General features: G+C 56.1%; 21 protein-coding genes. 12 read left to right on the forward strand and 9 right to left on the reverse strand.

The features are described 5' to 3' along the window. Positions 1 to 3: 3 nt before the first annotated feature. From PLU01S_RS07345 to PLU01S_RS07360, 4 genes are read right to left on the reverse strand one after another with little or no spacing between them, the layout of a single operon-like run. Positions 4 to 930 carry an ABC transporter permease gene (locus PLU01S_RS07345; protein ID WP_019366355.1) on the reverse strand — a complete coding sequence of 309 codons (927 nt, stop codon included), beginning with the start codon at positions 928 to 930 and terminating at the stop codon, positions 4 to 6. Further along, positions 930 to 1,778: an ABC transporter permease gene (locus PLU01S_RS07350; RefSeq protein WP_010795238.1), complete on the reverse strand. Its 849-nt coding sequence runs from the start codon at positions 1,776 to 1,778 to the stop codon at positions 930 to 932. The genes PLU01S_RS07345 and PLU01S_RS07350 overlap by 1 nt, the downstream gene beginning before the upstream one ends. Then, the gene (locus tag PLU01S_RS07355; protein ID WP_010795239.1) at positions 1,775 to 2,371 is read right to left on the reverse strand and encodes an ANTAR domain-containing response regulator; all 597 of its coding nucleotides are present in this window, start codon (positions 2,369 to 2,371) and stop codon (positions 1,775 to 1,777) included. Before PLU01S_RS07355 ends, PLU01S_RS07350 begins: the two co-directional genes overlap by 4 nt. Then, on the reverse strand, positions 2,368 to 3,510 hold the full coding sequence (locus PLU01S_RS07360) for a transporter substrate-binding protein (protein ID WP_074824670.1): 1,143 nt from the start codon (positions 3,508 to 3,510) through the stop codon (positions 2,368 to 2,370). The genes PLU01S_RS07355 and PLU01S_RS07360 overlap by 4 nt, the downstream gene beginning before the upstream one ends. 497 nt (positions 3,511 to 4,007) lie before the next feature. Here PLU01S_RS07360 and PLU01S_RS07365 point away from each other — a divergent pair, with 497 nt between their 5' ends. Next, positions 4,008 to 4,229, forward strand: coding sequence for a hypothetical protein (locus tag PLU01S_RS07365; protein WP_037029664.1), 222 nt, complete (start codon positions 4,008 to 4,010; stop codon positions 4,227 to 4,229). Positions 4,230 to 4,451: 222 nt separating this feature from the next. On the opposite strand, the gene PLU01S_RS07370 is transcribed toward PLU01S_RS07365, so the two are convergent. After that, positions 4,452 to 4,922: a copper chaperone PCu(A)C gene (locus PLU01S_RS07370; RefSeq protein ID WP_074824681.1), complete on the reverse strand. Its 471-nt coding sequence runs from the start codon at positions 4,920 to 4,922 to the stop codon at positions 4,452 to 4,454. A gap of 82 nt (positions 4,923 to 5,004) precedes the next feature. After that, positions 5,005 to 5,400 carry a DUF2946 domain-containing protein gene (locus PLU01S_RS07375; RefSeq protein ID WP_083397863.1) on the reverse strand — a complete coding sequence of 132 codons (396 nt, stop codon included), beginning with the start codon at positions 5,398 to 5,400 and terminating at the stop codon, positions 5,005 to 5,007. 433 nt (positions 5,401 to 5,833) lie between these two features. Between PLU01S_RS07375 and leuA the strand changes: the two genes are divergently transcribed. The 5 genes from leuA (at position 5,834) to gpgF (ending at position 11,745) form a co-directional block, all read left to right on the forward strand. Further along, positions 5,834 to 7,492 carry a 2-isopropylmalate synthase gene (leuA, locus tag PLU01S_RS07380; RefSeq protein WP_074824683.1) on the forward strand — a complete coding sequence of 553 codons (1,659 nt, stop codon included), beginning with the start codon at positions 5,834 to 5,836 and terminating at the stop codon, positions 7,490 to 7,492. A gap of 158 nt (positions 7,493 to 7,650) precedes the next feature. After that, entirely contained in the window at positions 7,651 to 8,598 is a 948-nt protein-coding gene (locus tag PLU01S_RS07385; RefSeq protein WP_074824685.1) for an aldo/keto reductase, read from the forward strand. 282 nt (positions 8,599 to 8,880) lie between these two features. Then, positions 8,881 to 9,996 carry an N-acetylglucosaminyl phosphatidylglycerol synthase gene (gpgS, locus tag PLU01S_RS07390; protein ID WP_074825166.1) on the forward strand — a complete coding sequence of 372 codons (1,116 nt, stop codon included), beginning with the start codon at positions 8,881 to 8,883 and terminating at the stop codon, positions 9,994 to 9,996. Beyond that, entirely contained in the window at positions 9,989 to 10,753 is a 765-nt protein-coding gene (gene gpgD, locus PLU01S_RS07395) for an N-acetylglucosaminyl phosphatidylglycerol deacetylase (protein ID WP_074824686.1), read from the forward strand. Before gpgS ends, gpgD begins: the two co-directional genes overlap by 8 nt. Then, positions 10,750 to 11,745: a glucosaminyl phosphatidylglycerol flippase gene (gene gpgF, locus PLU01S_RS07400; protein ID WP_074824689.1), complete on the forward strand. Its 996-nt coding sequence runs from the start codon at positions 10,750 to 10,752 to the stop codon at positions 11,743 to 11,745. The genes gpgD and gpgF overlap by 4 nt, the downstream gene beginning before the upstream one ends. Here the strand turns inward: gpgF and PLU01S_RS07405 are convergent. Together PLU01S_RS07405 and purU are read right to left on the reverse strand one after the other, a co-directional pair. Beyond that, positions 11,714 to 11,896: a hypothetical protein gene (locus PLU01S_RS07405; RefSeq protein WP_074824692.1), complete on the reverse strand. Its 183-nt coding sequence runs from the start codon at positions 11,894 to 11,896 to the stop codon at positions 11,714 to 11,716. The two genes, gpgF and PLU01S_RS07405, sit on opposite strands and share 32 nt — an antisense overlap. Before the next feature lie 16 nt (positions 11,897 to 11,912). After that, complete coding sequence (gene purU / locus PLU01S_RS07410) at positions 11,913 to 12,764, reverse strand: formyltetrahydrofolate deformylase (RefSeq protein WP_010795250.1); 852 nt, start codon at positions 12,762 to 12,764, stop codon at positions 11,913 to 11,915. Positions 12,765 to 12,991: 227 nt separating this feature from the next. Here purU and mvaT point away from each other — a divergent pair, with 227 nt between their 5' ends. After that, positions 12,992 to 13,378: a histone-like nucleoid-structuring protein MvaT gene (mvaT, locus tag PLU01S_RS07415; protein WP_010795251.1), complete on the forward strand. Its 387-nt coding sequence runs from the start codon at positions 12,992 to 12,994 to the stop codon at positions 13,376 to 13,378. 62 nt (positions 13,379 to 13,440) lie between these two features. On the opposite strand, the gene sbcB is transcribed toward mvaT, so the two are convergent. Continuing rightward, positions 13,441 to 14,874: an exodeoxyribonuclease I gene (gene sbcB, locus PLU01S_RS07420; protein WP_074824695.1), complete on the reverse strand. Its 1,434-nt coding sequence runs from the start codon at positions 14,872 to 14,874 to the stop codon at positions 13,441 to 13,443. A 363-nt stretch (positions 14,875 to 15,237) separates the two neighbouring features. On the opposite strand from sbcB, the gene PLU01S_RS07425 reads away from it, so the two are divergent. From PLU01S_RS07425 to PLU01S_RS07445, 5 genes are read left to right on the forward strand one after another with little or no spacing between them, the layout of a single operon-like run. Next, positions 15,238 to 15,930, forward strand: a complete 693-nt coding sequence (locus PLU01S_RS07425) for an RDD family protein (RefSeq protein WP_074824698.1) — start codon at positions 15,238 to 15,240, stop codon at positions 15,928 to 15,930. After that, positions 15,927 to 16,913, forward strand: a complete 987-nt coding sequence (locus tag PLU01S_RS07430) for a stage II sporulation protein M (RefSeq protein ID WP_074824701.1) — start codon at positions 15,927 to 15,929, stop codon at positions 16,911 to 16,913. Before PLU01S_RS07425 ends, PLU01S_RS07430 begins: the two co-directional genes overlap by 4 nt. Continuing rightward, entirely contained in the window at positions 16,900 to 18,462 is a 1,563-nt protein-coding gene (locus PLU01S_RS07435) for a DUF4129 domain-containing protein (RefSeq protein ID WP_074825167.1), read from the forward strand. Before PLU01S_RS07430 ends, PLU01S_RS07435 begins: the two co-directional genes overlap by 14 nt. Then, the gene (locus PLU01S_RS07440) at positions 18,459 to 19,637 is read left to right on the forward strand and encodes a DUF4350 domain-containing protein (RefSeq protein ID WP_074824704.1); all 1,179 of its coding nucleotides are present in this window, start codon (positions 18,459 to 18,461) and stop codon (positions 19,635 to 19,637) included. Before PLU01S_RS07435 ends, PLU01S_RS07440 begins: the two co-directional genes overlap by 4 nt. Before the next feature lie 43 nt (positions 19,638 to 19,680). Further along, positions 19,681 to 20,682 carry an AAA family ATPase gene (locus PLU01S_RS07445; protein ID WP_010795257.1) on the forward strand — a complete coding sequence of 334 codons (1,002 nt, stop codon included), beginning with the start codon at positions 19,681 to 19,683 and terminating at the stop codon, positions 20,680 to 20,682.

The following is a 20,682-nucleotide window of genomic DNA, read 5'->3' on the forward strand; positions in this document are numbered from 1 at the left end:
TCGTTAGTGCTTTTTCACATCGATACGCGGATCAACCAGTGGAATCACCAGATCAGCCAGCAGATTGCCCACAACAATCGCCACGGCCGAAACGGTCGTAACGCCAACAATGACGGGAATGTCCACTTGCTGAATGGCCTGCCAGGCGAGCTGACCGATGCCAGGCCAGCCGAACACGGACTCCACGACCACCAGCCCACCCATGAAGATGCCGATGTCGATCCCGATCATCGGAATGATTGGAACGATGGCGTTAGGCAGCACATGGCGGAACACCACGCGCAGACGACTCAGCCCCTTGGCCCGCGCCGTCCGGATAAAGTCCTGATGCAAGGCCTCGATCATGGAGGAACGCACCATCCGCGAGTACCAGCCGCTCCCCAGGAGCCCCAGCGTCAGAGCAGGCAACAGAATGTGGCGGAACTCGCCATACCCGCCCATGGGAAACCAGCCAAGCTTTACAGCAAAGAAGTACAGAAAAAGCATGGCGGCGATGAATTGGGGGGACGACACGCCTATGAAGGAAAAGGCCATGAGCAGGCGGTCGGCAAACGAATCCCGCTTGAGCGCGGCGATAATGCCCAGGCCGATCCCGATGATCAGCTCGAACAGAATGCCCATCCCCATGAGCTGCAGCGAAGGCACAAGACGTGAGCCGATCAGCTCAGAGACCTCCGAGCGCTGGATAAAGGAGCGCCCCAGGTCGCCGTGTAACAGCCCTTTCAGGTAGTTGAAGTATTGCTGGTAGAACGGTAGATCCAGCCCCAACTGATGGCGAATGTTCTCGACCACCTCGGGTGTCGCGCTGCGCCCGGCGATCTGTCGCGCCGGATCGGCTGGCAGCATGAACAGGAGCAGATAGGTAATCAGCGTAACCCCTAGCAGGATCAGCAATGCGTACGCCACTCGGCGGGTTATGAAGGTCAACATCAGCCTCTCCCCTTCAGCGTCGGATCAAGGGCATCGCGCAACGCGTCACCGACCAGATTGAACGACAGCGACAGCAGTACGATGGCCGCCCCGGGAAACAGCACCAGCCAGGGCGCTGACGTAAAGTAGGTCTGGCTTTCAAAAATGATGTTGCCCCAGCTGGGTGTTGGCGGTTGAACCCCCACCCCCAGAAACGACAACGTAGCTTCCAGCAATACGGTAGTGGAGATGCCCAGCGTGGCCCAGACCAGAATCGTAGGTACCAGATGTGGCAATAGGTGGGAGAACAGAATGCGCATGGAGCTTGCACCCAGGGTACGCTCGACCTCAACGAAATCCCGCGCAGACAGCGCCACGGTTTCCGAATAGATCACCCGGGCGATCTGCACCCAGTTCACCATGGCGATGACCAGCGCCACAATCCACACGCTGGGCTGAAAGATGGCCGCCAAGGCGATGGCCAGCAGTAACGCTGGAAAGGCCATCATGAGGTCGGTAAACCGCATCAGGGTCGTTCCGAGCCAACCGCGTATGAAGCCCGCCGCAAGACCAACCAGCGTGCCGATCAATACGGCGATTCCATTGGCCAGCACGCCGATGAATAACGAGGTTCGTGCGCCATAGAGCAGACGCGACAGCAGATCACGGCCCAGCAGATCCGTTCCCAGGTGATACGTCGCGTCCGGCGGTAATGGCGCACCTTCCAGGGTCAGCCCCTCGATGAACTGCTCAGAAGGATCATAGGGCGCCACCCAGGGTGCCAGTACAGCCAGCAGCACGATTGCCACAATGAACAGCAATGCGATCACGACGGAGGGCCGACGGTACAAAGTGGCTACGCCCGTCATGAGCGAGCCTCCCTTGCATCCTGCCGATGCGCCTGAGTCAGATCCAGGCAGATCTCTTCCAGGCTCCGGTTGGTTTGCATCGAAAGGTGACGGATACGCTCGTAGGCCTGGGTTTCGGTGATCTCCAGCTCGACCATCAGCCAGGCCAGCGCCTGAGCCACGAGAGGGCGGCTGTCCACCTTGTCTTGCAGACCTACGACTTTCTGCTGCTCATCACGCAGCCGGTCGCGCAGCCCGATGGCCATCATCAGCGTGGTGTAAACCGAGCCCTGCGTGATGGGCTTGTTCAACATGGCAGTCGCACCTAACTCCAGCGCACGCTGAATCTGTGACAGCGTCTCGTGCTGGGTCAGTGCGATGATCGGCAGAGCGCGCCTATTCGCCTCGGCCAACAGCACGGGGCTGGCGAACTGATCCAGTTCCACGACCAGCGCCAATACATCATTCAGGCCGGTTTCGGCATCCTGCGCCACGACCGATGCCGCAACACCCAGACGCTGCAGGCTTTTTTGCAGACTCGCCTGGGCGCGTTCATCACAATCCACCAGCAGCAAACGGGTATTCTCGAAATCGGGACGCTTAAGCAGAGTCATTTGACGATCCTCAAATGGCGGGACGGTACGGCATGCCGCCGGGTACGAAATACGCTGAGGTCAGTTGCCGTCAGGTACGGGTCCGCCTCACACAATGCGGGCTCGACATGCCGGATCACGAATCGCTCGTCTTCAAGCTCGGCGATGTAGCACGGCAGACTGGTGTGGTTATTGCGGGGCGATACCTGTAGGTCGCCCAACGCTGTTTTCACCGGTGCGGCATACAGGGCTTTACAGACTTCGGCTGGTTTATCGTTGCCGCCTCTCTGGCAGGCCTCCGCCAGCAGATACACTCCGGCGTAGGTACAGGCGTAATAGTGTGAATAAGGGTGCGGCCCATGCCGACGGCGTTGGCGCAAGCTGAACACCGGGTCCACTGCCTCGAAGTAAGGACCGCAGGAAAACAGCCGCAAGGCCTGCATGCGTCCGAGCTCGGCCAGCTCCCCTTCGGTAAAGTTGCAGCTGAGCACCGGCAGGCGCATATCACGCTCGACGCACACCTGGTCCAGCTGCTGCAAAAAGGCATAAGAAGATTCGCCAACCAAGTTGTTCAGTACGAACGTTGGCCGACTGGTGAGTAAACTCTCGATCACCTCGCCGAACGCAGTGATGCCCAAGTGGAAATACTTCTCACCGCAAGTGACGCCACCCGCTGCCTCCATGATCTCGCGGGCAATACGGTTGCTTTCCCAGCCCCATACGTAATTGGAGCCAATCAGCATGGCTCGGTCACCAAATGCCTCGATGGCAAAACGCAGCAGGGGAATCAACGTCTGGTTAGGACAGCCCCCAAGGTATAAGACATTTTCACTGCTTTCGAACCCTTCATAAGGGCATGGAAACCAGAGCAGACTGTTGCGCTGCTCAAGATCAGGGATGATGTCCTTACGGCTAGCCGAAGTGATAGGCCCGAAAATGTGCCGAACTCCCTGTGCATGCAGCTCAGCCAGCCCTTCACTGTAGCGCTCTGGTCTACCTTCGGGGTTGAAATGATGCAGGCGAAGCTCAAAGTCCAGGTGACCGCTTCCATTAAGCTCGGCAATGGCATGCTCTGCACCCGCTAGGGCATTCCGGCCCATACGCCGGTAAGTGCCGTCGGTAGAGAATAAAGCGCCAATCGATACCACCTTACCGTGCATTTTTTCGCTCCAAAAAAAAAGCCCGAACAGGTGTCGTGAAACACGTGTTCAGGCTTCGTTACCCGGGCGCATCGGGGCGCATAAAGAGTCAAGGCTTACAGGCACATCGCCATGCTTTGTGAAATAGACAAGAAAAAATAATGCCAACTCTCCATCTACCAGGGAACAAGGGCTCTAGCTCGCGCTCTAACCGCTTGCTTCCTCTGATGATGCGCACCACTTTCAGGCATGATCAGACGGGAAGGCCCTGTTTCGGAGCGTTTCCATACTTGAAAAGTGTTTCGAAAGGCCCCATTCATTGGGGCTGACAAATAACGCAATACATTAAGAATAGGTGACAAGACCGTTTAGGCCTTATATAAATAGGGCTTAGCCTGATGGCCGTTCAGTAATCTTTTCAACTTGGCCATCGACTCGTGCGGTCAGTAGCAATACACGCTCGCCCTGAGCTTGTATCAACCGCCTTGACTACAACAAATAGTGAAGATTTAAATAAAGTGACGAAAGAAGAACTTCGCGCCGAACTGGAACGCCAGGCCCAGCGCTTTCAAAACATCTATGGTGGTGAAATCACCACATACGCGGCTCAATCGACTCCTGACCGTAAACCCTGGCGGAAACGTCCCAGCGTCATGGACAAGGTCTACGAAGCGGAAGTGCAGAAGATCGCTGAACAAAAAGCTCATTCCGAGCAGGACGTTCACGAACAGGAAGCCTGACCGGCACCTGTTGTCTACCAAGACTACGAAGGCGCTCACCGTCAGGTGATCACCTCACTTAATGACAAAAGAGGCATTGTCATGCCTCTTTTGTCACTGCCTTCACACTGATCCCTTTGCCGACACGCCAATGGAGCTGACGGCTACTCGACCTATTTCTATTTCCTTTAACCCGCCTGAACTCCCTATCAGGGCTATCCAGGCAGACTCGAAGGAAAAGAATCAGTGCTGATGATGATGCTCATGGGCGTCAGGCGCGTCATCCTGAACAGCTACCTGCACTTCAACATTACCTGCCTTCTCGAAATGCAGCGTCAGCGGAAAACGCTGCCCTGCAACCAGAGGCTGCTTGAGCCCGACCAACATCAGGTGATTACCCTGAGGCTCCAGGCGCAACTCGGCACCGGAAACGATCTCGGCCCCCTGCTCCATATGGCGCATACCCATCATCCCATCCTTGTTGATAGTGGTGTGCAGTTCAGCACTAGCCGCGACAGGCGAATCAGCGCTTAACAGCCGATCCGCCTGCTTACCATGATTGTGCACGACAAAGTAAACCGCTCCGGTGGGCGCCCCGGGAGGCGTAGCGCGTGACCAAGGATGATCAATATGCAGCTGACCCGTTTCATACTCATGTGCCATGGCATAGGGCGTGAGAAGTAGTGCAGCAACAAGACTCAACAAAATACGCATAAAAATACCTTACAGGCGTCAGACGCCAGCGTGAACAAAACAGAATTACCGTGCCGTCGAGGCACCTAAAATATCGAGTTGCTCAAACACATGCAGGCGGCGCCCGGGTCATGGCCCCTATAAAAACGGGCAGCCGCGCAAAGCCCCGTGCAGCCAGGCCCAGGTACACCGGGCTGTCATACAGTGTGCGTGGCGGACGTATGACGAATTCAGATGAAAGCGGCGGATTATTGAACAACAGATCGCAATAGCCACATTTCTCCCAGACATACACCCAGTGTGGCGTCTGTGTAATCTGCGAGGTATTCGATACGGACGGCTGCTTGTCCAGAGAATGGGTCATGCCATCGTGATGATGCTCATGCCTGTGGACGTGATGGGCTGCCAGAGCCTGGGACACCACCGGTGCGACAAAGGCCATGGCCATGGCAAACAAGCCAAGCCAGGCAAAACGTCGCGGGCGCCTCTGCGGTATCACGTATCAGCTTCCAGTCTCAGTGAGTCATTATGGTCGCATGTTTGATATTCCCAAGCGACCAGACATCCGAACCATCGCTCGGACACCCTTTACGCGCATCAAAAAACAATCCAACAAAGCCCTAGTTTTTAACTTTTTATTGCTTTAAAAAGCATCTGGCGATGATTTATACCAATTTTTTAAACATGCTTGCCATTCAAGGCATTCCTCACTAGTGTTGAGGGTATGACTACTTCACATACCCTCATCCTGCTACGGCAACACGCCTGCCTGCGTCTGGTCAGTCCGCGACTGCGACCCTGAACTCGACACACATCGAATTCACTTGCCGCAGTGCTTTCCAGTGCCATCACCAGCAATGAAAGACCGGCAATTCAACTATGGCGCCGCTCTTACGGTCGCGGAAAGAAACAAGAACTAAAGGATTATTCTCATGGCCATGCTCAACGATCCGTCCAAGAAATACCGTGCATTTCCCACTATCGACCTGCCCAACCGCACCTGGCCGTCCAAGACCATTACCGAAGCGCCTATCTGGCTGAGTTCGGACCTGCGTGATGGAAACCAGTCTCTGATCGAGCCAATGGACAGCGAGAAGAAAATGCGTTTCTTCAAGACGCTGGTGCAGGTAGGCGTAAAGGAAATCGAGGTAGGCTTCCCATCAGCCTCGCAGACCGATTTTGATTTTGTCCGTGAGCTGATCGAAAACGGCCACATTCCGGATGACGTTACCATTCAGGTATTGACCCAGGCGCGGGAGGACCTGATCGAGCGCACCTTCGAGTCGTTGAAAGGTGCCAAGCAGGCAATCGTGCACTACTACAATGCCTGCGCGCCCAGCTTCCGTCGCATCGTCTTCAACCAGGACAAGGAAGGCGTCAAGGCGATTGCCGTCAATGCTGGTCGTGTCATCAAGCGCCTGGCTGATGCCAATCCGCAGACGCAATGGCGTTTCGAGTACTCACCTGAGGTATTCAGCTCCACGGAAACGGATTTTGCCGTCGAAGTATGCAATGCCGTGATCGACGTTTTCCAGCCGACCCCACAGAACCGCCTGATCCTCAACCTGCCCGCCACCATCGAGGCGGCCACGCCAAATGTCTATGCGGATCAGATCGAGTGGTTCTGCCGTCATGTCAATCGTCGCGACAGCGTGCTTGTCAGCCTCCATACTCATAACGACCGCGGTACTGGCGTTGCAGCCAGCGAGCTGGGCCTGATGGCAGGCGCTGATCGTGTCGAGGGCTGCCTGTTCGGCAATGGCGAGCGCACCGGCAACGTGGACCTTGTGACACTGGCTCTGAATCTTTATACCCAGGGAGTCGATCCCAAACTGGATTTCTCCGACATCGATGCCGTACGCAAGGTGGTCGAGGAATGCAATCAGTTGCCGGTTCACCCCCGCCATCCCTACGTGGGTGATCTGGTGCACACCGCGTTTTCGGGCTCACACCAGGATGCCATCCGCAAAGGTTTCGTCCAGCAGAAGCCGGACACCCTATGGGAAGTGCCCTACCTGCCGATCGACCCCGCCGACATTGGTCGCAGCTACGAGGCGGTCATCCGGGTTAACAGCCAGTCCGGCAAGGGTGGTATCACCTATCTGCTTGAGCAGGAATATGGCATTACCTTGCCGCGTCGGATGCAGATCGAATTCAGCCAGGTCGTTCAGAAGGAAACCGATCGCCTGGGACTGGAAATGACGGCACAGCAGATTTACGACCTGCTTGATAAGGAGTACCTAAAGGCCGTTTCGCCTTACCAGCTCAAGCGTCACCGCTTGCAGGAAGAGAACGGTATCAGTGCGGTCAACGTTGAAGTCATGGCCAAGGGTGAAACCCAGCATTGGCAAGGCACCGGCAATGGCTCATTGGAGGCGCTGGTGTCAGCTCTACCGGTCCAGATCGAAGTCATGGATTATCATGAGCACGCTATTGGTGCAGGTGCCAATGCCAAGGCGGCGGCTTATATCGAGGTTCGCCTGGACGGTGGCCGCCCGTTGCATGGCATCGGCATTGATGAAAACCTGACAACCGCCAGCTTCCGCGCCCTCTTTAGTGCCCTCAACCGTGCCGTCTCCCAGACACAGTAGCGCCTTTGGCCCCGGTCAATGACCGGGGCCCCACCCTTCGCGCCTCCTTCCTTACGCCCGCGTCCAGAACGATCCCTGCTCACTCTAGTCACACCTCCTTTGAGGTCTGTTCGCCGCTTGGCAGCGGACGGTCCTATTGTCGTTAAAAGGAGAACACCATGAGCACACGTCAACTCGGTCAATCCGGCCTGCACGTTTCTCCACTTGCCTTGGGTGGGAACGTATTCGGCTGGACACTTGATGAAGCCAAGTCGTTCACTCTACTTGATGGGCTGGTCGACCACGGGCTCAACTTCATCGATACGGCTGACGTCTACGAGCGCTGGGTACCCGGCAATCAGGGCGGTGAGTCGGAAACCATCATTGGCAACTGGTTGAAGAAGAGCGGTAAACGCGACCAGATCGTTCTGGCTACCAAGGTCGGTATGGATATGGGGGACGGTAAGAAAGGTTTACGCGCCGACTATATTCAGCGGGCCGTAGAGGACTCCCTCAAGCGCCTGCAAACCGATCATATCGACCTGTATCAGGCCCATATCGACGATTCTGGTACGCCTCTGGAAGAAACCCTGCAGGCCTTGGCCAAACTGGTCGAGCAAGGCAAGGTCCGCGCTATCGGCGCATCCAACTACAGTGCCGAGCGCCTACGCGAAGCGCATCAGATCGCCCAGCGTCTTGGGATTCCGGGTTATATCAGTCTTCAGCCTCACTACAACCTCTACGAGCGCGAGGACTATGAAAAGAATCTTGAGCCTGTGGTACAGGAATTAGGGCTGGGTGTGATCAGCTACTACTCATTGGCCAGCGGCTTTCTGACCGGCAAGTACCGCACCAAGGATGATATCAAGGGTGCCCGCAGCGATTCCGTGAAGAAATACATGACCGAGCGAGGCGTTACGATTCTGTCGGCTCTGGACGAAGTGGCCGAGGAGTATGATGCGACCCCAGCTCGTGTGGCCCTTGCCTGGCTTATGGCACGTCCCAGCGTCACGGCCCCCATTGCCAGCGCCACCTCGCTTGACCAGCTCAAGGAGTTGGCAGAGGCCACCCGCCTTCAGTTGAGCGCCGAGGATATCAGCACGCTGGATCACGCCAGCGCGTACTGATATTTGGCGCTTCGAAAGACGTCGCGTTCTATTTTCTGGCTCAGGTCTCCCTGCGGTAGCGCCGCAGGGAGACCCTGTCGTGTTTGTTCTTTAGCTAACGAAGCGAAAGCTTTCGCTCTAGAACAAGGTCTTAGCGAACGTCTTTTTACTGTAATGGTCCATTCATGGGCACAGGGAGAGAACATCTGAACGCATGAGCCTGCATTATCCTTTTTACCCACAATGCTCATGTCGGTAGTTTCAGACGGTTCTTATAAGAAGCCGAACGGAGGAAGCTCCATCGTGCATATTGCTGATATGACCATGTTTTATGCACCTGCCAGCGGCGGTGTGCGCACATATATTGATGCCAAACACCGCCGTCTACGTCGTTATCCTGGGGTTCAGCACAGTGTGCTTGTTCCAGGAGAAAGCTATCGACAAAACGGCGGAATCTACGAGATTCCATCGCCCCCCCTACCCTTTGGAAAGGGCTACCGCTTTCCAGTCCGACGCGGCCCGTGGCGCAACGTACTGCACGAGCTGCAACCTGATCTGATTGAAGTGGGCGATCCTTACATGACGGCCTGGGCAGCACTGGACGCAGGTCGCCGGCTGGACGTGCCCGTTATCGGTTTCTATCACTCCGACCTTCCGCTTCTGGCCAGCAACCGGCTCGGTACCTGGTTCGGCAGCAACATGAGCACCTACATCGCACGCCTGTACCGCAGCTTTGATCGTGTCCTGGCACCGAGCAAGGTCATGGTCGAAAAGCTTGAGCGCATGGGCGTGAGCAATGTATATGTGCAGCCGTTAGGGGTGGATCTTGAAACGTTCCATCCATCCTTGCGGGACCCACATTTCAAGCGCGAGCTCGGATTGGATGAGTCTACTCGTCTGATGGTGTTTGCCGGTCGCGGTTCACGGGAAAAGAATCTGCCCATCCTGCTGGAAACTGCTCGTCAGTTGGGCAAGCCCTATCACCTGCTGTTAGTGGGCTCGAATATGCCCAGCCATGTACCGGACAACGTTACGGTCATGAATGGCTTTCGCCCGGCATCCGAAGTTGCACGCCTGGTCGCCAGTTGCGACGTGCTGCTGCACGCAGGGCATCAGGAGACGTTTGGCTTGGTGGCGCTCGAGGCCATGGCCTGTGGTATTCCGGTTGTTGCCGTCAAGGCAGGCGCCCTGGCAGAAATCGTTCCCTTCAATACCGGACGCCTTTGCCAACCTCATGATCCAGTTTCCATGGCGGCCACCGTACGCGAGCTCTTCGAGGACGATGCCCGTCTCGTGGGCCGTCAGGCCCGCCAACATGTAGAGGCGCATCATGCCTGGGATACAGTAGTTGCGGGCCTGCTCTCCCACTATCATGCCGTGCTGGGTACGTCTGAAATGCCGGTAGCTGCACATGGTTGAACGCAATGTCATGCTGGTGCTACATGATGTGGCACCAGAAACCTGGAAAGATTATCAGCCCTTTGTGGAGGCGGTAGACGCATTGGGCAATGTGCCCATGACGCTGTTGGTCGTTCCCGATTTCCATCATCGTAACCCGCTCGATCAGCATCCAGCCTTCATCAAGCTCATGGACCAGCGTCTGGCTCGCGGCGATGAACTGGCGCTTCATGGCTACTTCCACTGTGATGATGCCCCAGCGCCCACGAATCCGCGTGACTGGTTCATGCGCAGGGTTTACACCTACGAGGGTGAGTTCTACACCCTTGATGAAGCACAGGCCCGCGAGCGTCTTGAGAAAGGCATTGCGCTGTTTGAGCGCTTTGGCTGGCCTCTGCATGGGTTTGTGGCGCCAGCCTGGTTGATGAGCGAAGGAACACGTCGTGCCCTGAGCCAGACCGACTTGCGGTATACCAGCGATCCTCAGCATTTTTATCTGCTACCTGACCATCGCCAGGTAGAAGCGCCTGGGTTGGTATGGAGTGCCAGAAGCCCATGGCGAAGAGGCATGTCCTGGCTTATGAGCGAGCAAGCCGCTCGCCGTCATCGATCAGCGCCCCTGCTTCGCCTGGGGCTACACCCTGTCGATATGCGACATGAATTTTCCAGAGACTATTGGCTGGGGCTACTTAAACGCCTGATGGCAGAAGGACGCACCCCCATCAATAAAATCGACTGGCTCAACCGGCATTATTTCAACGAGCGTCTCGCGGCATGAGCCGTGGTGTATGGCTGCTGCTCAGTGCATTGCTGGCAGCAGCACTCATTCCCCTTCTATTAGGCGGCACCGGGCTACTAGGCAAGCTATGGGACTTTCCACTTGATCTACTGCTGCTCATGCTGGGCATGATAGTGCTGTGCTGGAACGTCAATGCGGTTCGCCTGCGCCTGCTACTCAGACGCCTGCATCGCACCACTCACCTTCGCTCCCTGGGCATTGTGATGGCAACCGAATTTGCCATTTGCGCCACGCCTGGCGGTGCAGGCGGTCCGTTTACCATGATGGCGCTTCTTGCACGCCGCGGCGTACGACCGGCACAAGCCACCGCAGTCTTTGCAGTGGACCATATCAGCGATCTGCTGTTTTTCGTCTGTGCGCTGATCGGCATCCTGATTTATGCCCTCTTCCATGCGCTGAATCCCCACGTAGGTTTGCTGCTGGGAGGCACGGCTGCCCTGATGACAGGAATTATCGTCCTGCTGTTCGGATTGGCACGCTTTCATCGCGCCGTTTTGCGCAGCAATGGACGAATCATGAAGCGCCTGGGCGTAAAACAGTCACGACGCCTGCGCTGGGGACGCAAGGTACTGCGCTTCCGCAATGCCTTGAAGGAAAGCTTGCGGATGCCTCACTCCACTCTGGCGGCGGTGTTTGGCCTGACAGCCCTGCATTGGTTGCTACGTAACAGCATCTTGTATATCACGCTGGTCGGTCTGGGAGCCGTCATTCCTTGGGCGTGGACCTTTCTGATACAGATGCTGGCCCTGACCGCTGGACAGGCAAGCCTGCTGCCCGGCGGCGCTGGAGGCGCAGAGTTGGCATCAGGTGCGCTGCTTACACCCATGGTGGGCAAGTCGACAGCAGCGGCAGCTATTCTGATCTGGCGAGCCGTGACGTACTACTTCTATCTCATAGCAGGCGCCCCGGTGTTCATTCACCTGGCGGGACGTCCCTTGCTTAATCGCTTGATTCGCTTTCGCCAGACGTAGAGCCAGCCAAGAGATTCTGCCAGAGCTCAGCGGCACCCGGAAAATCGGTGCCGCTGTCTTCGTTGAGCGCATCCGGGTCGTAGCGCTGCGTACATCCCTCCCCCAGGACGGGAGGAGGAAAAGCCACTGCACGCTCGAAAGGATCGCTCATAAGACCTCAGGACCTATCAGTTGAAGACGACCGTCTTGTTGCCATGTACCAGCACACGGTCTTCCAGGTGGTAGCGCAGACCACGCGACAGCACCATCTTTTCAACATCCTTGCCCAGACGCACCATGTCCTCGACATTGTCACGATGGGTGATACGCACCACATCTTGCTCGATGATCGGACCAGCATCCAGCTCCTCGGTCACGAAGTGACAGGTTGCCCCGATCAGTTTTACGCCCCGCTTGGCGGCCTGGTGGTAAGGCTTGGCCCCCACGAAGGACGGCAGAAAGCTGTGATGGATATTGATGACCTGATGCGCATAGCGCTGGCAAAGATCCGGCGGCAGGATCTGCATGTAACGCGCCAGCACCACAGTATCGGCCTGATGCTCATCGATCAGCCGGGAGACCTCGGCAAAGGCGGGCTGCTTGTCAGTCGGGTCGACCGGCACATGGAAATAAGGAATACCATGCCATTCGACCATGCTGCGCAATGCATCATGATTGGAAATGACACAAGGAATTTCACAATCCAGTTCGCCACTGTGCCAGCGATGAAGCAAGTCCGCCAAACAATGGGATTCGCGGCTGGCCATTAGTACTACACGCTTTTTAACTGCAGAGTCAGTAATGCGCCACTGCATGGAGAACTCTTTGGCTATTGGCGCAAACGCCTGATAAAAACCCTTTAAATCGAAGGGTAAAGAATCGGCGCGTATTTCATGACGCATAAAGAACCAGCCACTTTCGGTATCGGAGTGGTGGCTGGCTTCACTGATCCAACCATTGTAAGTCGCCAGGAAGTTACTTACCTTGGCTACTATACCTACGCCGTCCGGGCAGGCAATCACCAGACGAAAAGTGCGCATAGAACAACCTCGAAAAAACGGAGGCCGCCATTCTAGCCTTGCGCACGGAAAACTTCAGCTTCCATCGACTTGCGGCGACGAATCTCGCGCCTGAGTTTTAATGTTAGTTGAACATTATCAACCTTATTAACTTGTTTTATGCTTGCAAAAAGTTAATAGTAGGTTTACTTGTTGTTACGCCAACACTATCATTAAAAAAGACCAGCCCTTGCATTGCAGGTAAATGTATGTCCCTTATCAATGAATACCGTGCCACTGAAGAAGCTATTAAAGAGCTGCAGGAGCGCCTGCGTAATCTTTCCCAAGACGATAAACTGAAAAAAGAACTGGAATTCGAAGAAAAGCTGCGCGCATTGATGGGTGAATACTCCAAGTCCCTGCGTGACATCATCGCTATTCTTGACACTGATGCCAAAAACACTCGTGGCACTCGCGGTAATGCCAAGAGCACTCAAGGCAGCGGCACCAAGCGTGCACGTAAAGTAAAGCAATACAAGAACCCGCATACAGGGGAAGTTATCGAAACCAAAGGCGGCAACCACAAAACTCTGAAAGAGTGGAAAGCCAAGTGGGGCGCCGATGATGTCGAGAGCTGGGCCACCCTGCTCGACTGATATCCGTCAGTTAGATAAAAAACGCCAGCATTGCTGGCGTTTTTTATGAGTAGTTAAAGGTTTTAAACTCCGAACCGAGTTCTCAACTGCTGCGCATGTACTCGCCATGTATTTAGCAGGGCTTGCTGTGATTCGCTGGCGGTCTGCACCAGTGCATGCAAGGCTTCCTCAAAAGAGAATAGTGTATTGGGTGCGCCCAATTCACTATTGATCAAACGATCACGGCAGAATGAATGCCAACGCCCTTGCTCCTCAGCCGTCAAAGTATGGGAAAAGTTACGGGCCCGATAACGGAAGTAAAGTTCAGGCAAACGTTCGTCTGTGAATAACCACCTTTTATCTACCAACTTAATAGGGTCACAGCTTCGAATCTCATCACATAAGCGTCTATCGCTCTCACATATAAAGCCATTGTACAGCTGCTGTTCAGGATCAAAGACTGCGTTCTCAGCCTTTATTTGATAAAGCTGCGACAATTTGTCTCGCCATATTTTTGCCTTACTTTGTAAAAGAGCCGCACGTTGCTTGTACATCTGCATATTTATTTGCAGTCTTTCCTGATCCTGCTCTCTTAGAACAGCCAAAGGTGCCAACACCGGGCATCGGTTTATCTGGATAAGTTTAAGCGGTACTGGCAGTTCGTCATTGGCTAACAAGTCCTCACGCCGGGTATAGAGTTTTTGATGTAGCGTTTGAACGTCCAGCTCTAATATAGGGCTTGGGTCAAAGTGAAGATCACAGACAACTAACGCATTACGGTTATGAGGATGCCAGCAAAGCGGCAGTACAATGGAAAGAAAATTACGCTCGGCTGAAAACCGTCCAGAAACATGGACTAGCGGTTTAAGTAACGTAATGTGCTCCAACACTGAACGTTTGTGTCTGAGCTGATACAAGAAATGATACAGCCGTGGCTGCCGGTCACGCACCAGCCGAGCGAGCTGTATTGTGGCGTGTACATCCGACAGAGCATCATGTGCTTGACCATGCTCCAGGTCGTTGGCCTGGGAAAGACGCTCAAGCTTCAAGGTCACCCGCCCCTCATCCTGAGGCCACTCAATGCCCTCCGGCCGCAAGGCATAAGCCGCACGTAGCAAATCGATCAGATCCCAGCGGGTATTCCCGCCCTGCCATTCCCGCGCATACGGATCGTAGAAATTTCGATACAGGCTATGCCGTGTCACTTCATCATCAAAGCGCAGCGTGTTGTAACCAGCCGTACATGTACCCGGCTGGCTTATATGAGCATGCAGGTGGGCCATGAAGGTGGCCTCGGGAAGCCCCTCGCGTTCGAGGCGCTCAGGCGTAATGCCGGTAATCAGGCAGGCAGCCGGATGCGGCAGGATATCGTCGCCCAAGCGGCAATACAGGTTGAGCGGCTCGCCAACAATGTTAAGGTCCTCATCCGTTCGCAAGCCGGCCACCTGTAGTGGGCGATCGCAGCGTGGATTGGTTCCTGTGGTTTCGAAGTCATACCAGAATATGGTGCGGCTCACGACAAAGCTCTCCTAGCTATCAGCGCCTCGAGTCGAGCACTCTGGATTTTTCAGTTGCCTATACGCCTGATGGGTCGCTAGGCTTATCATGTCGCAGGCTGCGACCGTATGTATGTCATTGAATTCATGATACCCATGGATTCCAAGCCGTGCGTCAGGATAGCCAAGCTGCGTTAACGTGCACAGACGCACCAGGCGTGGGTGATGACCTTATCAAAGGAGTGATAATGTGCTGAAGCGCTTGCCTGCCGACTGGTTATTTTTGTCGTTCCAGTCTGCGTAGGGGTTCTCATCCAATGACACCATGTGAACGCCGAGCAACCTCTTGTGCCGACCTACACTAGAGAAGGCTCATCTGTACCCATGCCACTTCCACTCGATACGCTGTTACGCGTCGAAACCCCGGAAGCCATCGACCTGATGTTGCGTCCAGCCAGCGTCATACCTCGCGCCCTGGCGTATGCCATCGACCTGGCTATTCGAGGCGCTATCATGGCGCTTGCCTACCTTGTGCTCGGCTTTCTGGGCCATGTCGGGGTTGGCTTGATCGCGCTGCTGACATTTCTGATCAGCTGGTGGTACATGGTGCTGTTTGAAGTGCTCAACCAGGGCCGCTCACCAGGCAAGCAGCTCATGAAATTGCGCGTTTTGAATGATGATGGCACCCCGGTGGGCTGGTCCGGCTCGCTGCTACGCAATCTGTTGCGCGTCGTGGATCTTCTCCCCTTCGGCTATGCCATGGGTATCCTGAGCAGCCTGTTACATCCCAGCTTCAAACGCTTGGGAGATCTGGTGGCAGGCACCCTGGTCGTTCACCAAGAGCAACCACACGAGCGCTTTACCTTACAGGACGTCATTCCATTGTCCCCCCCGTTTGCGCTGGGGTTAATAGAGCAGCAGGCCATTCTCTCGTTTGCCGAGCGTCAGAACGAGTTGTCTCTATCCCGTCGAGACGAGCTGGCCGCACTACTGGCAGAGCCTCTGGGGGTAGACCGCAGCGAAGCCACTGAGCGCCTGAACCGAATTGCACAAGCCCTGCTAGGGGCTCACGGATGAGGCAGGCGCCTTTCGAACAGCGCTACCAGGCTGAGTGGGCTCGCTTCAGTGAGCAGTTGTCTGCGCTGGAAAAACGCACCCCGACTTCAACGCTGGAACACAGCAAGGCATTTATTGCTAGCTACCGTCGTCTGTGCCAGCACTTGGCACTTGCTCAGGCACGTGGCTACAGCCCCCAGCTGATTGAGCACCTGCATCAACTGACGCTGCGTGGCCACCAGCTCATCTATCGCCATCCGGGCAATATTCGGCAGCGATTGCTCGGCTTCCTGCTGGCAGACTTTCCTCGACTGGTCCGGACAGAATGGCGCCTGGTCGCTGTAGCAAGCGCCCTCTTCTATGGCAGCCTTCTCATAATGGGTTTACTGGTCTATTACATACCTGATCTAGTCTACAGCCTGCTGGACCCCGCCCAGGTTGCCAACATGGAAAGTATGTACAGGCCGGATGCCGAGCGCATAGGAGCCTTGCCCGAGCGGGCCAGCAGTCAGGACTGGCAAATGTTCGGCTATTACATTCGCAACAATATAGGAATCGCCTTTCAGACATTTGCAGGCGGGTTGCTGTATGGCCTGGGGACACTGTTCTTTCTGCTGTTCAATGGGCTTAACATCGGTGCGGTGGCAGGTTACCTGACGCAACTGGGCTCAGGCTCTACCTTCTGGCCCTTCGTGGTAGGGCACGGCGCATTTGAGCTGACAGCGATTACGCTGGCCGGCTCGGCAGGCCTGAAGCTGGGCTGGGCGCTGGTGGCGCCGGGCCGGCTGCGCCGCAGCGATGCCCTGCGACATGCCGCCAAACCCTGTGTTGGCATGATTGCCGGTGTCTTTGTACTGTTAACGCTGGCCGCCTTTGTCGAGGCCTATTGGTCCTCAAGCGCTGCACTCAGCCCTACTCTCAAGTACAGCGCAGGTGCGCTGTTGTGGCTGGCCGTTGGAGGTTATTTCGGGCTGGCAGGAAGAAATCGACATGCGCCTGAGTGAAAGCCAGGCGGTTATCCGCCCCCGTAGCCCTTGGGAAGCTCTGGATCTTGGCGTGAGACTCGCCCGTGAACACCTGCATATCTTGATGACCAGCTGGGCACTGCTCACCCTTCCTGTTCTGGCCCTGTTGAGCGCCGCCCTCTGGAATTATCCTTCCATCGCCATGCTGGTTTTCTGGTGGTTGAAGCCACTGTTCGAGCGGCTACCCCTGCATATTTTGTCCCGAGCGCTCTTTGGCGAAACGATTACGGCCAGACAAGCGCTGATGGCTTATCCACGGTTGCTGAGCGTACAGCTGTTGCCCAGCCTTCTATGGAGACGTTTTACGCCCAAGCGCAGCTTTCTATTACCCGTACAGCAGCTTGAAGGCCTGTCCGGCGCATCACGTCAGGCTCGTGTTCGGGTCCTGACGCAACAAGATACACAGGCCGCCTTCTGGTTGACCCTTACCGGTGCGCACATTGAAATGGCCCTTTATCTCGGTCTTCTGGGCCTGATTTATCTCTTCATTCCCTCGCAGATCGTCGAGCAACTCGATTGGTTCAAACTGATCGATGTCGAGGCTCATGGCCTGCTCTGGGTGGAGCACCTTACAAATTTGCTATATGCACTGGTTCTGCTTGTATGGGAGCCCGTGTATGTGGCGTGCGGCTTCAGTCTTTATCTGAACCGGCGTACAGCGCTGGAAGCCTGGGACATTGAGCTGGCCTTTCGACGCCTGCGCCAGCGCCTGACAGGTGCGATACCCATGCTGCTTGTGATCGGAGCCATGAGCGCTTTGCTTTCGCCGCCGCCCGTCCTGGCAGATGAGCCGTCAGCTGCAGCGATCTGCCCACTGCCACCTCAGGAAGCAGCCGGCCCGGATGCGCCTCGCCTGCTGAACCAGCCCTTGAACAGTCAGGTTGCCCGGCAGCACATCGGCGTCATACTGGCGAGCCCGCCCTTCAGGAATGAGCGCACCCAGTTGGAATGGCACGTCGGCCAGCAGGACAAAAACAAGGCCTCGGTGACGTCATCCAATGGCCTCCACTGGCGGGACCTCGAAACACTTATTGCCCATGCGGACCGCTTCATTGAGATCCTGTTATGGACGTTACTGATTGCAGGGCTTGGCGTGCTGCTCTGGCGTTACCGCGTCTGGCTAACCCTCTTTACCCGGCGAATCGCCACCAAACCTGCCAGACCTGTCGACACGCCTCGTCAGCTGTTTGGTCTGGAAGTCGCCCCGACCAGTTTACCTTCCGATATCCCTGGCGAAGCCGAGCGTCTCTGGCAACACGACCCTCGCAGCGCACTGGGGTTGCTTTATCGCGGCCTGCTGAGCCGTCTTTTGCATGACTTTCATCTGCCCTTGAAGGAGGCGCATACCGAAGGCGAAATCCTTGAACTTGGCAGATCAATACCCAACGCCGATGTGGTCGGTTATCTGCACGGTGTGACGACCCAATGGCAGGCGCTTGCCTATGGCCATCGCATGCCTTCCCAGGAAACGCTTCAGGCGCTCTGTCACCAATGGCGTCATCTGTTTGGTCCGCAGGTGTCTGCATGACGCGTCGGCATTCGCTGTGGATTATTCTGATGGTGGCCGTCCTGCTGCTGACCGGGTTGTGGGCCTGGAAGTACATCACCCTGACAGAGACGCTGAAAGATGCAGGGCCCAGTCCAGAGGCCCGGAACAACCCCTATCTGGCTGCCGAGCGCTTTCTGAAGGAGCGGTCCATTACCATTCAACACAGTGACTCTTTTACGGTGCTGAATGGGCTGCCTTCGATAGGCCATACGTTGCTGCTGCTTGCAGAACGAGACCGTATGTCACCCGCCCAGAGTCAGCAGGTCCTGGACTGGGCCAGCCGAGGTGGACATGTCGTTTTCGTAGCCGAGCAGCTGTGGGATGAGCAGAGCAAAAAAAGCGGCGACTTCCTGCTTGACGCCATCGGTGTGCAGCAGTTGCTGACGCGCGACCTGGAGGATGAGGAGACGGATCAGCAGGACGCTGAACCCGCTCCTGCCGAAAAATGGGCTCCGTTGACCAAGCTTTATCTGGAAAACGAAAAGGAGCCAGCCTATATCGGTTTCGATGATGAGTTTCATCTGTACGACTCCAGGAATCTGGCCCAGTCCTGGGCCAACAGCGAAGCCGCTACGCACATGATGCAGCTGCCATGGGGCAACGGTTTGATTACCGTCATGACGGACCCCTGGATCTGGCAAAACGCCCATATAGGCGAATATGACAATGCCTGGCTGCTCTGGTATATCACCCAGGACAGTGACGTCACGCTGCTATACCGCGCCGACAAGGAAAGCCTTGTTACGCTCATGGCACGCTACTTTCCTGAAACGCTGGCCGCCGCAGCCCTGCTTCTGGCGCTCTGGCTATGGCAGTCAGCGCAGCGCCTGGGACCCCTGCTACCAAGTCCCGCCACCGGGCGCCGTCAGCTGAGTGAGCACCTGCGGGCCAGCGCCGAATTCATTCGCCGACATGCTGGGCTGGCCAGCCTGATCACGTTGCTGCAGAAAGATATTCAGCAGCACGCCCGACGCCGTCATCCCGGCTTCGAACGCCTCCCTGTTGCCGAGCAATGGCAGCTTCTAGGCCGCCTGGCTCGTTTGTCTGCGCATGAGATCAGCCAGAGCATGCGTCCGCTGACATCAGAGAAACTGTCTCCAATCGACTTCACGCGCCGCGTTGCACATTTGCAACGCATTAGGAAGGCACTATGACTCGCGGTGCACTCCCCTCGCGGCCTACTCAAGGAAATACGCCATGACCGAGCCTACTGCGACTCCCACGCCCCCTGATCATACGGCACAGCGTCAACGCGCCAGCAGCCTCGCTCAATCGCTGCGGCAAGCCCTCAACAAGGCATTGATAGGCCAGAGCACAGTAATTGATGATGTTCTGACCGCCCTGCTGGCTGGAGGACATGTCTTGATCGAGGGTGCACCCGGACTGGGCAAAACCCTGCTGGTTCGCGCGCTGGCTCGCTGTTTCGAAGGCAGTTTTGCACGTATTCAGTTCACACCGGACCTCATGCCCAGCGACATCACAGGTCATGCCATCTATGACCTGGCGACGGAGCAGTTCAAGCTACGCAAGGGACCTGCCTTTACCAACCTTTTGCTGGCCGACGAGATCAACCGTGCGCCAGCAAAAACCCAGGCGGCACTGCTGGAAGTCATGCAGGAGCGGCAAATTACATTGGAAGGCCGAGCGCTGCCGGTTCCTCAACCCTTCATGGTATTAGCCACCCAAAACCCGATAGAGCAGGAAGGCACTTATCCGCTGCCAGAGGCGGAACTGGACCGTTTCATGTTCAAGCTCTATATCGACTATCCCGGCGAAGAAGACGAACGTGCCCTGGTCAGACAGGTCACTCGCTCCACACGCAGCGACATGCTGGATGTCACGCCTCTGCGCCCAATACTGCAAGCCAAGGAAATCATGGCCATGCAAAAAATTGCAGCGGACCTGCCGGTGGACGATCAAGTGCTGGATTATGCCGTGCGGCTGGCACGCTCAACCCGTAACTGGCCCGGCATCATGCTGGGCGCCGGGCCTCGTGCCTCTATCGCCCTGCTCCGCGGCGCGCGTGCGCGAGCCCTGCTGCGGGGTGGCGAGTTCGTTCTGCCCGATGACGTGAAGCAGTGTGCCCTGCCCGTTTTGCGCCACCGGATTAGACTGTCGGCAGAACTTGAAATCGACGGCATTACAGTTGATCAGGTGCTGCGGCAGATCATTGATCAATCCCCAGCCCCTCGCCTCTGA

This window comes from Pseudomonas luteola NBRC 103146 (genome assembly GCF_002091675.1).
Classification (GTDB): Bacteria; Pseudomonadota; Gammaproteobacteria; order Pseudomonadales; family Pseudomonadaceae; genus Chryseomonas; species Chryseomonas luteola.

Excerpts from the sequence above, each read along its gene's own strand:
- PLU01S_RS07385 (WP_074824685.1), top strand. The coding sequence starts at position 7,651 with ATGAGCACACGTCAACTCGGTCAATCCGGCCTGCACGTTTCTCCACTT.
- PLU01S_RS07425 (WP_074824698.1), top strand. The coding sequence starts at position 15,238 with ATGCCACTTCCACTCGATACGCTGTTACGCGTCGAAACCCCGGAAGCC.
- PLU01S_RS07355 (WP_010795239.1), bottom strand. The coding sequence starts at position 2,371 with ATGACTCTGCTTAAGCGTCCCGATTTCGAGAATACCCGTTTGCTGCTG.
- gpgD (WP_074824686.1), top strand. The coding sequence starts at position 9,989 with ATGGTTGAACGCAATGTCATGCTGGTGCTACATGATGTGGCACCAGAA.
- PLU01S_RS07440 (WP_074824704.1), top strand. The coding sequence starts at position 18,459 with ATGACGCGTCGGCATTCGCTGTGGATTATTCTGATGGTGGCCGTCCTG.
- PLU01S_RS07430 (WP_074824701.1), top strand. The coding sequence starts at position 15,927 with ATGAGGCAGGCGCCTTTCGAACAGCGCTACCAGGCTGAGTGGGCTCGC.
- gpgF (WP_074824689.1), top strand. The coding sequence starts at position 10,750 with ATGAGCCGTGGTGTATGGCTGCTGCTCAGTGCATTGCTGGCAGCAGCA.
- PLU01S_RS07370 (WP_074824681.1), bottom strand. The coding sequence starts at position 4,922 with ATGCGTATTTTGTTGAGTCTTGTTGCTGCACTACTTCTCACGCCCTAT.
- PLU01S_RS07350 (WP_010795238.1), bottom strand. The coding sequence starts at position 1,778 with ATGACGGGCGTAGCCACTTTGTACCGTCGGCCCTCCGTCGTGATCGCA.
- PLU01S_RS07360 (WP_074824670.1), bottom strand. The coding sequence starts at position 3,510 with ATGCACGGTAAGGTGGTATCGATTGGCGCTTTATTCTCTACCGACGGC.
- PLU01S_RS07345 (WP_019366355.1), bottom strand. The coding sequence starts at position 930 with ATGTTGACCTTCATAACCCGCCGAGTGGCGTACGCATTGCTGATCCTG.
- purU (WP_010795250.1), bottom strand. The coding sequence starts at position 12,764 with ATGCGCACTTTTCGTCTGGTGATTGCCTGCCCGGACGGCGTAGGTATA.
- PLU01S_RS07435 (WP_074825167.1), top strand. The coding sequence starts at position 16,900 with ATGCGCCTGAGTGAAAGCCAGGCGGTTATCCGCCCCCGTAGCCCTTGG.
- PLU01S_RS07445 (WP_010795257.1), top strand. The coding sequence starts at position 19,681 with ATGACCGAGCCTACTGCGACTCCCACGCCCCCTGATCATACGGCACAG.
- leuA (WP_074824683.1), top strand. The coding sequence starts at position 5,834 with ATGGCCATGCTCAACGATCCGTCCAAGAAATACCGTGCATTTCCCACT.
- mvaT (WP_010795251.1), top strand. The coding sequence starts at position 12,992 with ATGTCCCTTATCAATGAATACCGTGCCACTGAAGAAGCTATTAAAGAG.
- PLU01S_RS07405 (WP_074824692.1), bottom strand. The coding sequence starts at position 11,896 with ATGAGCGATCCTTTCGAGCGTGCAGTGGCTTTTCCTCCTCCCGTCCTG.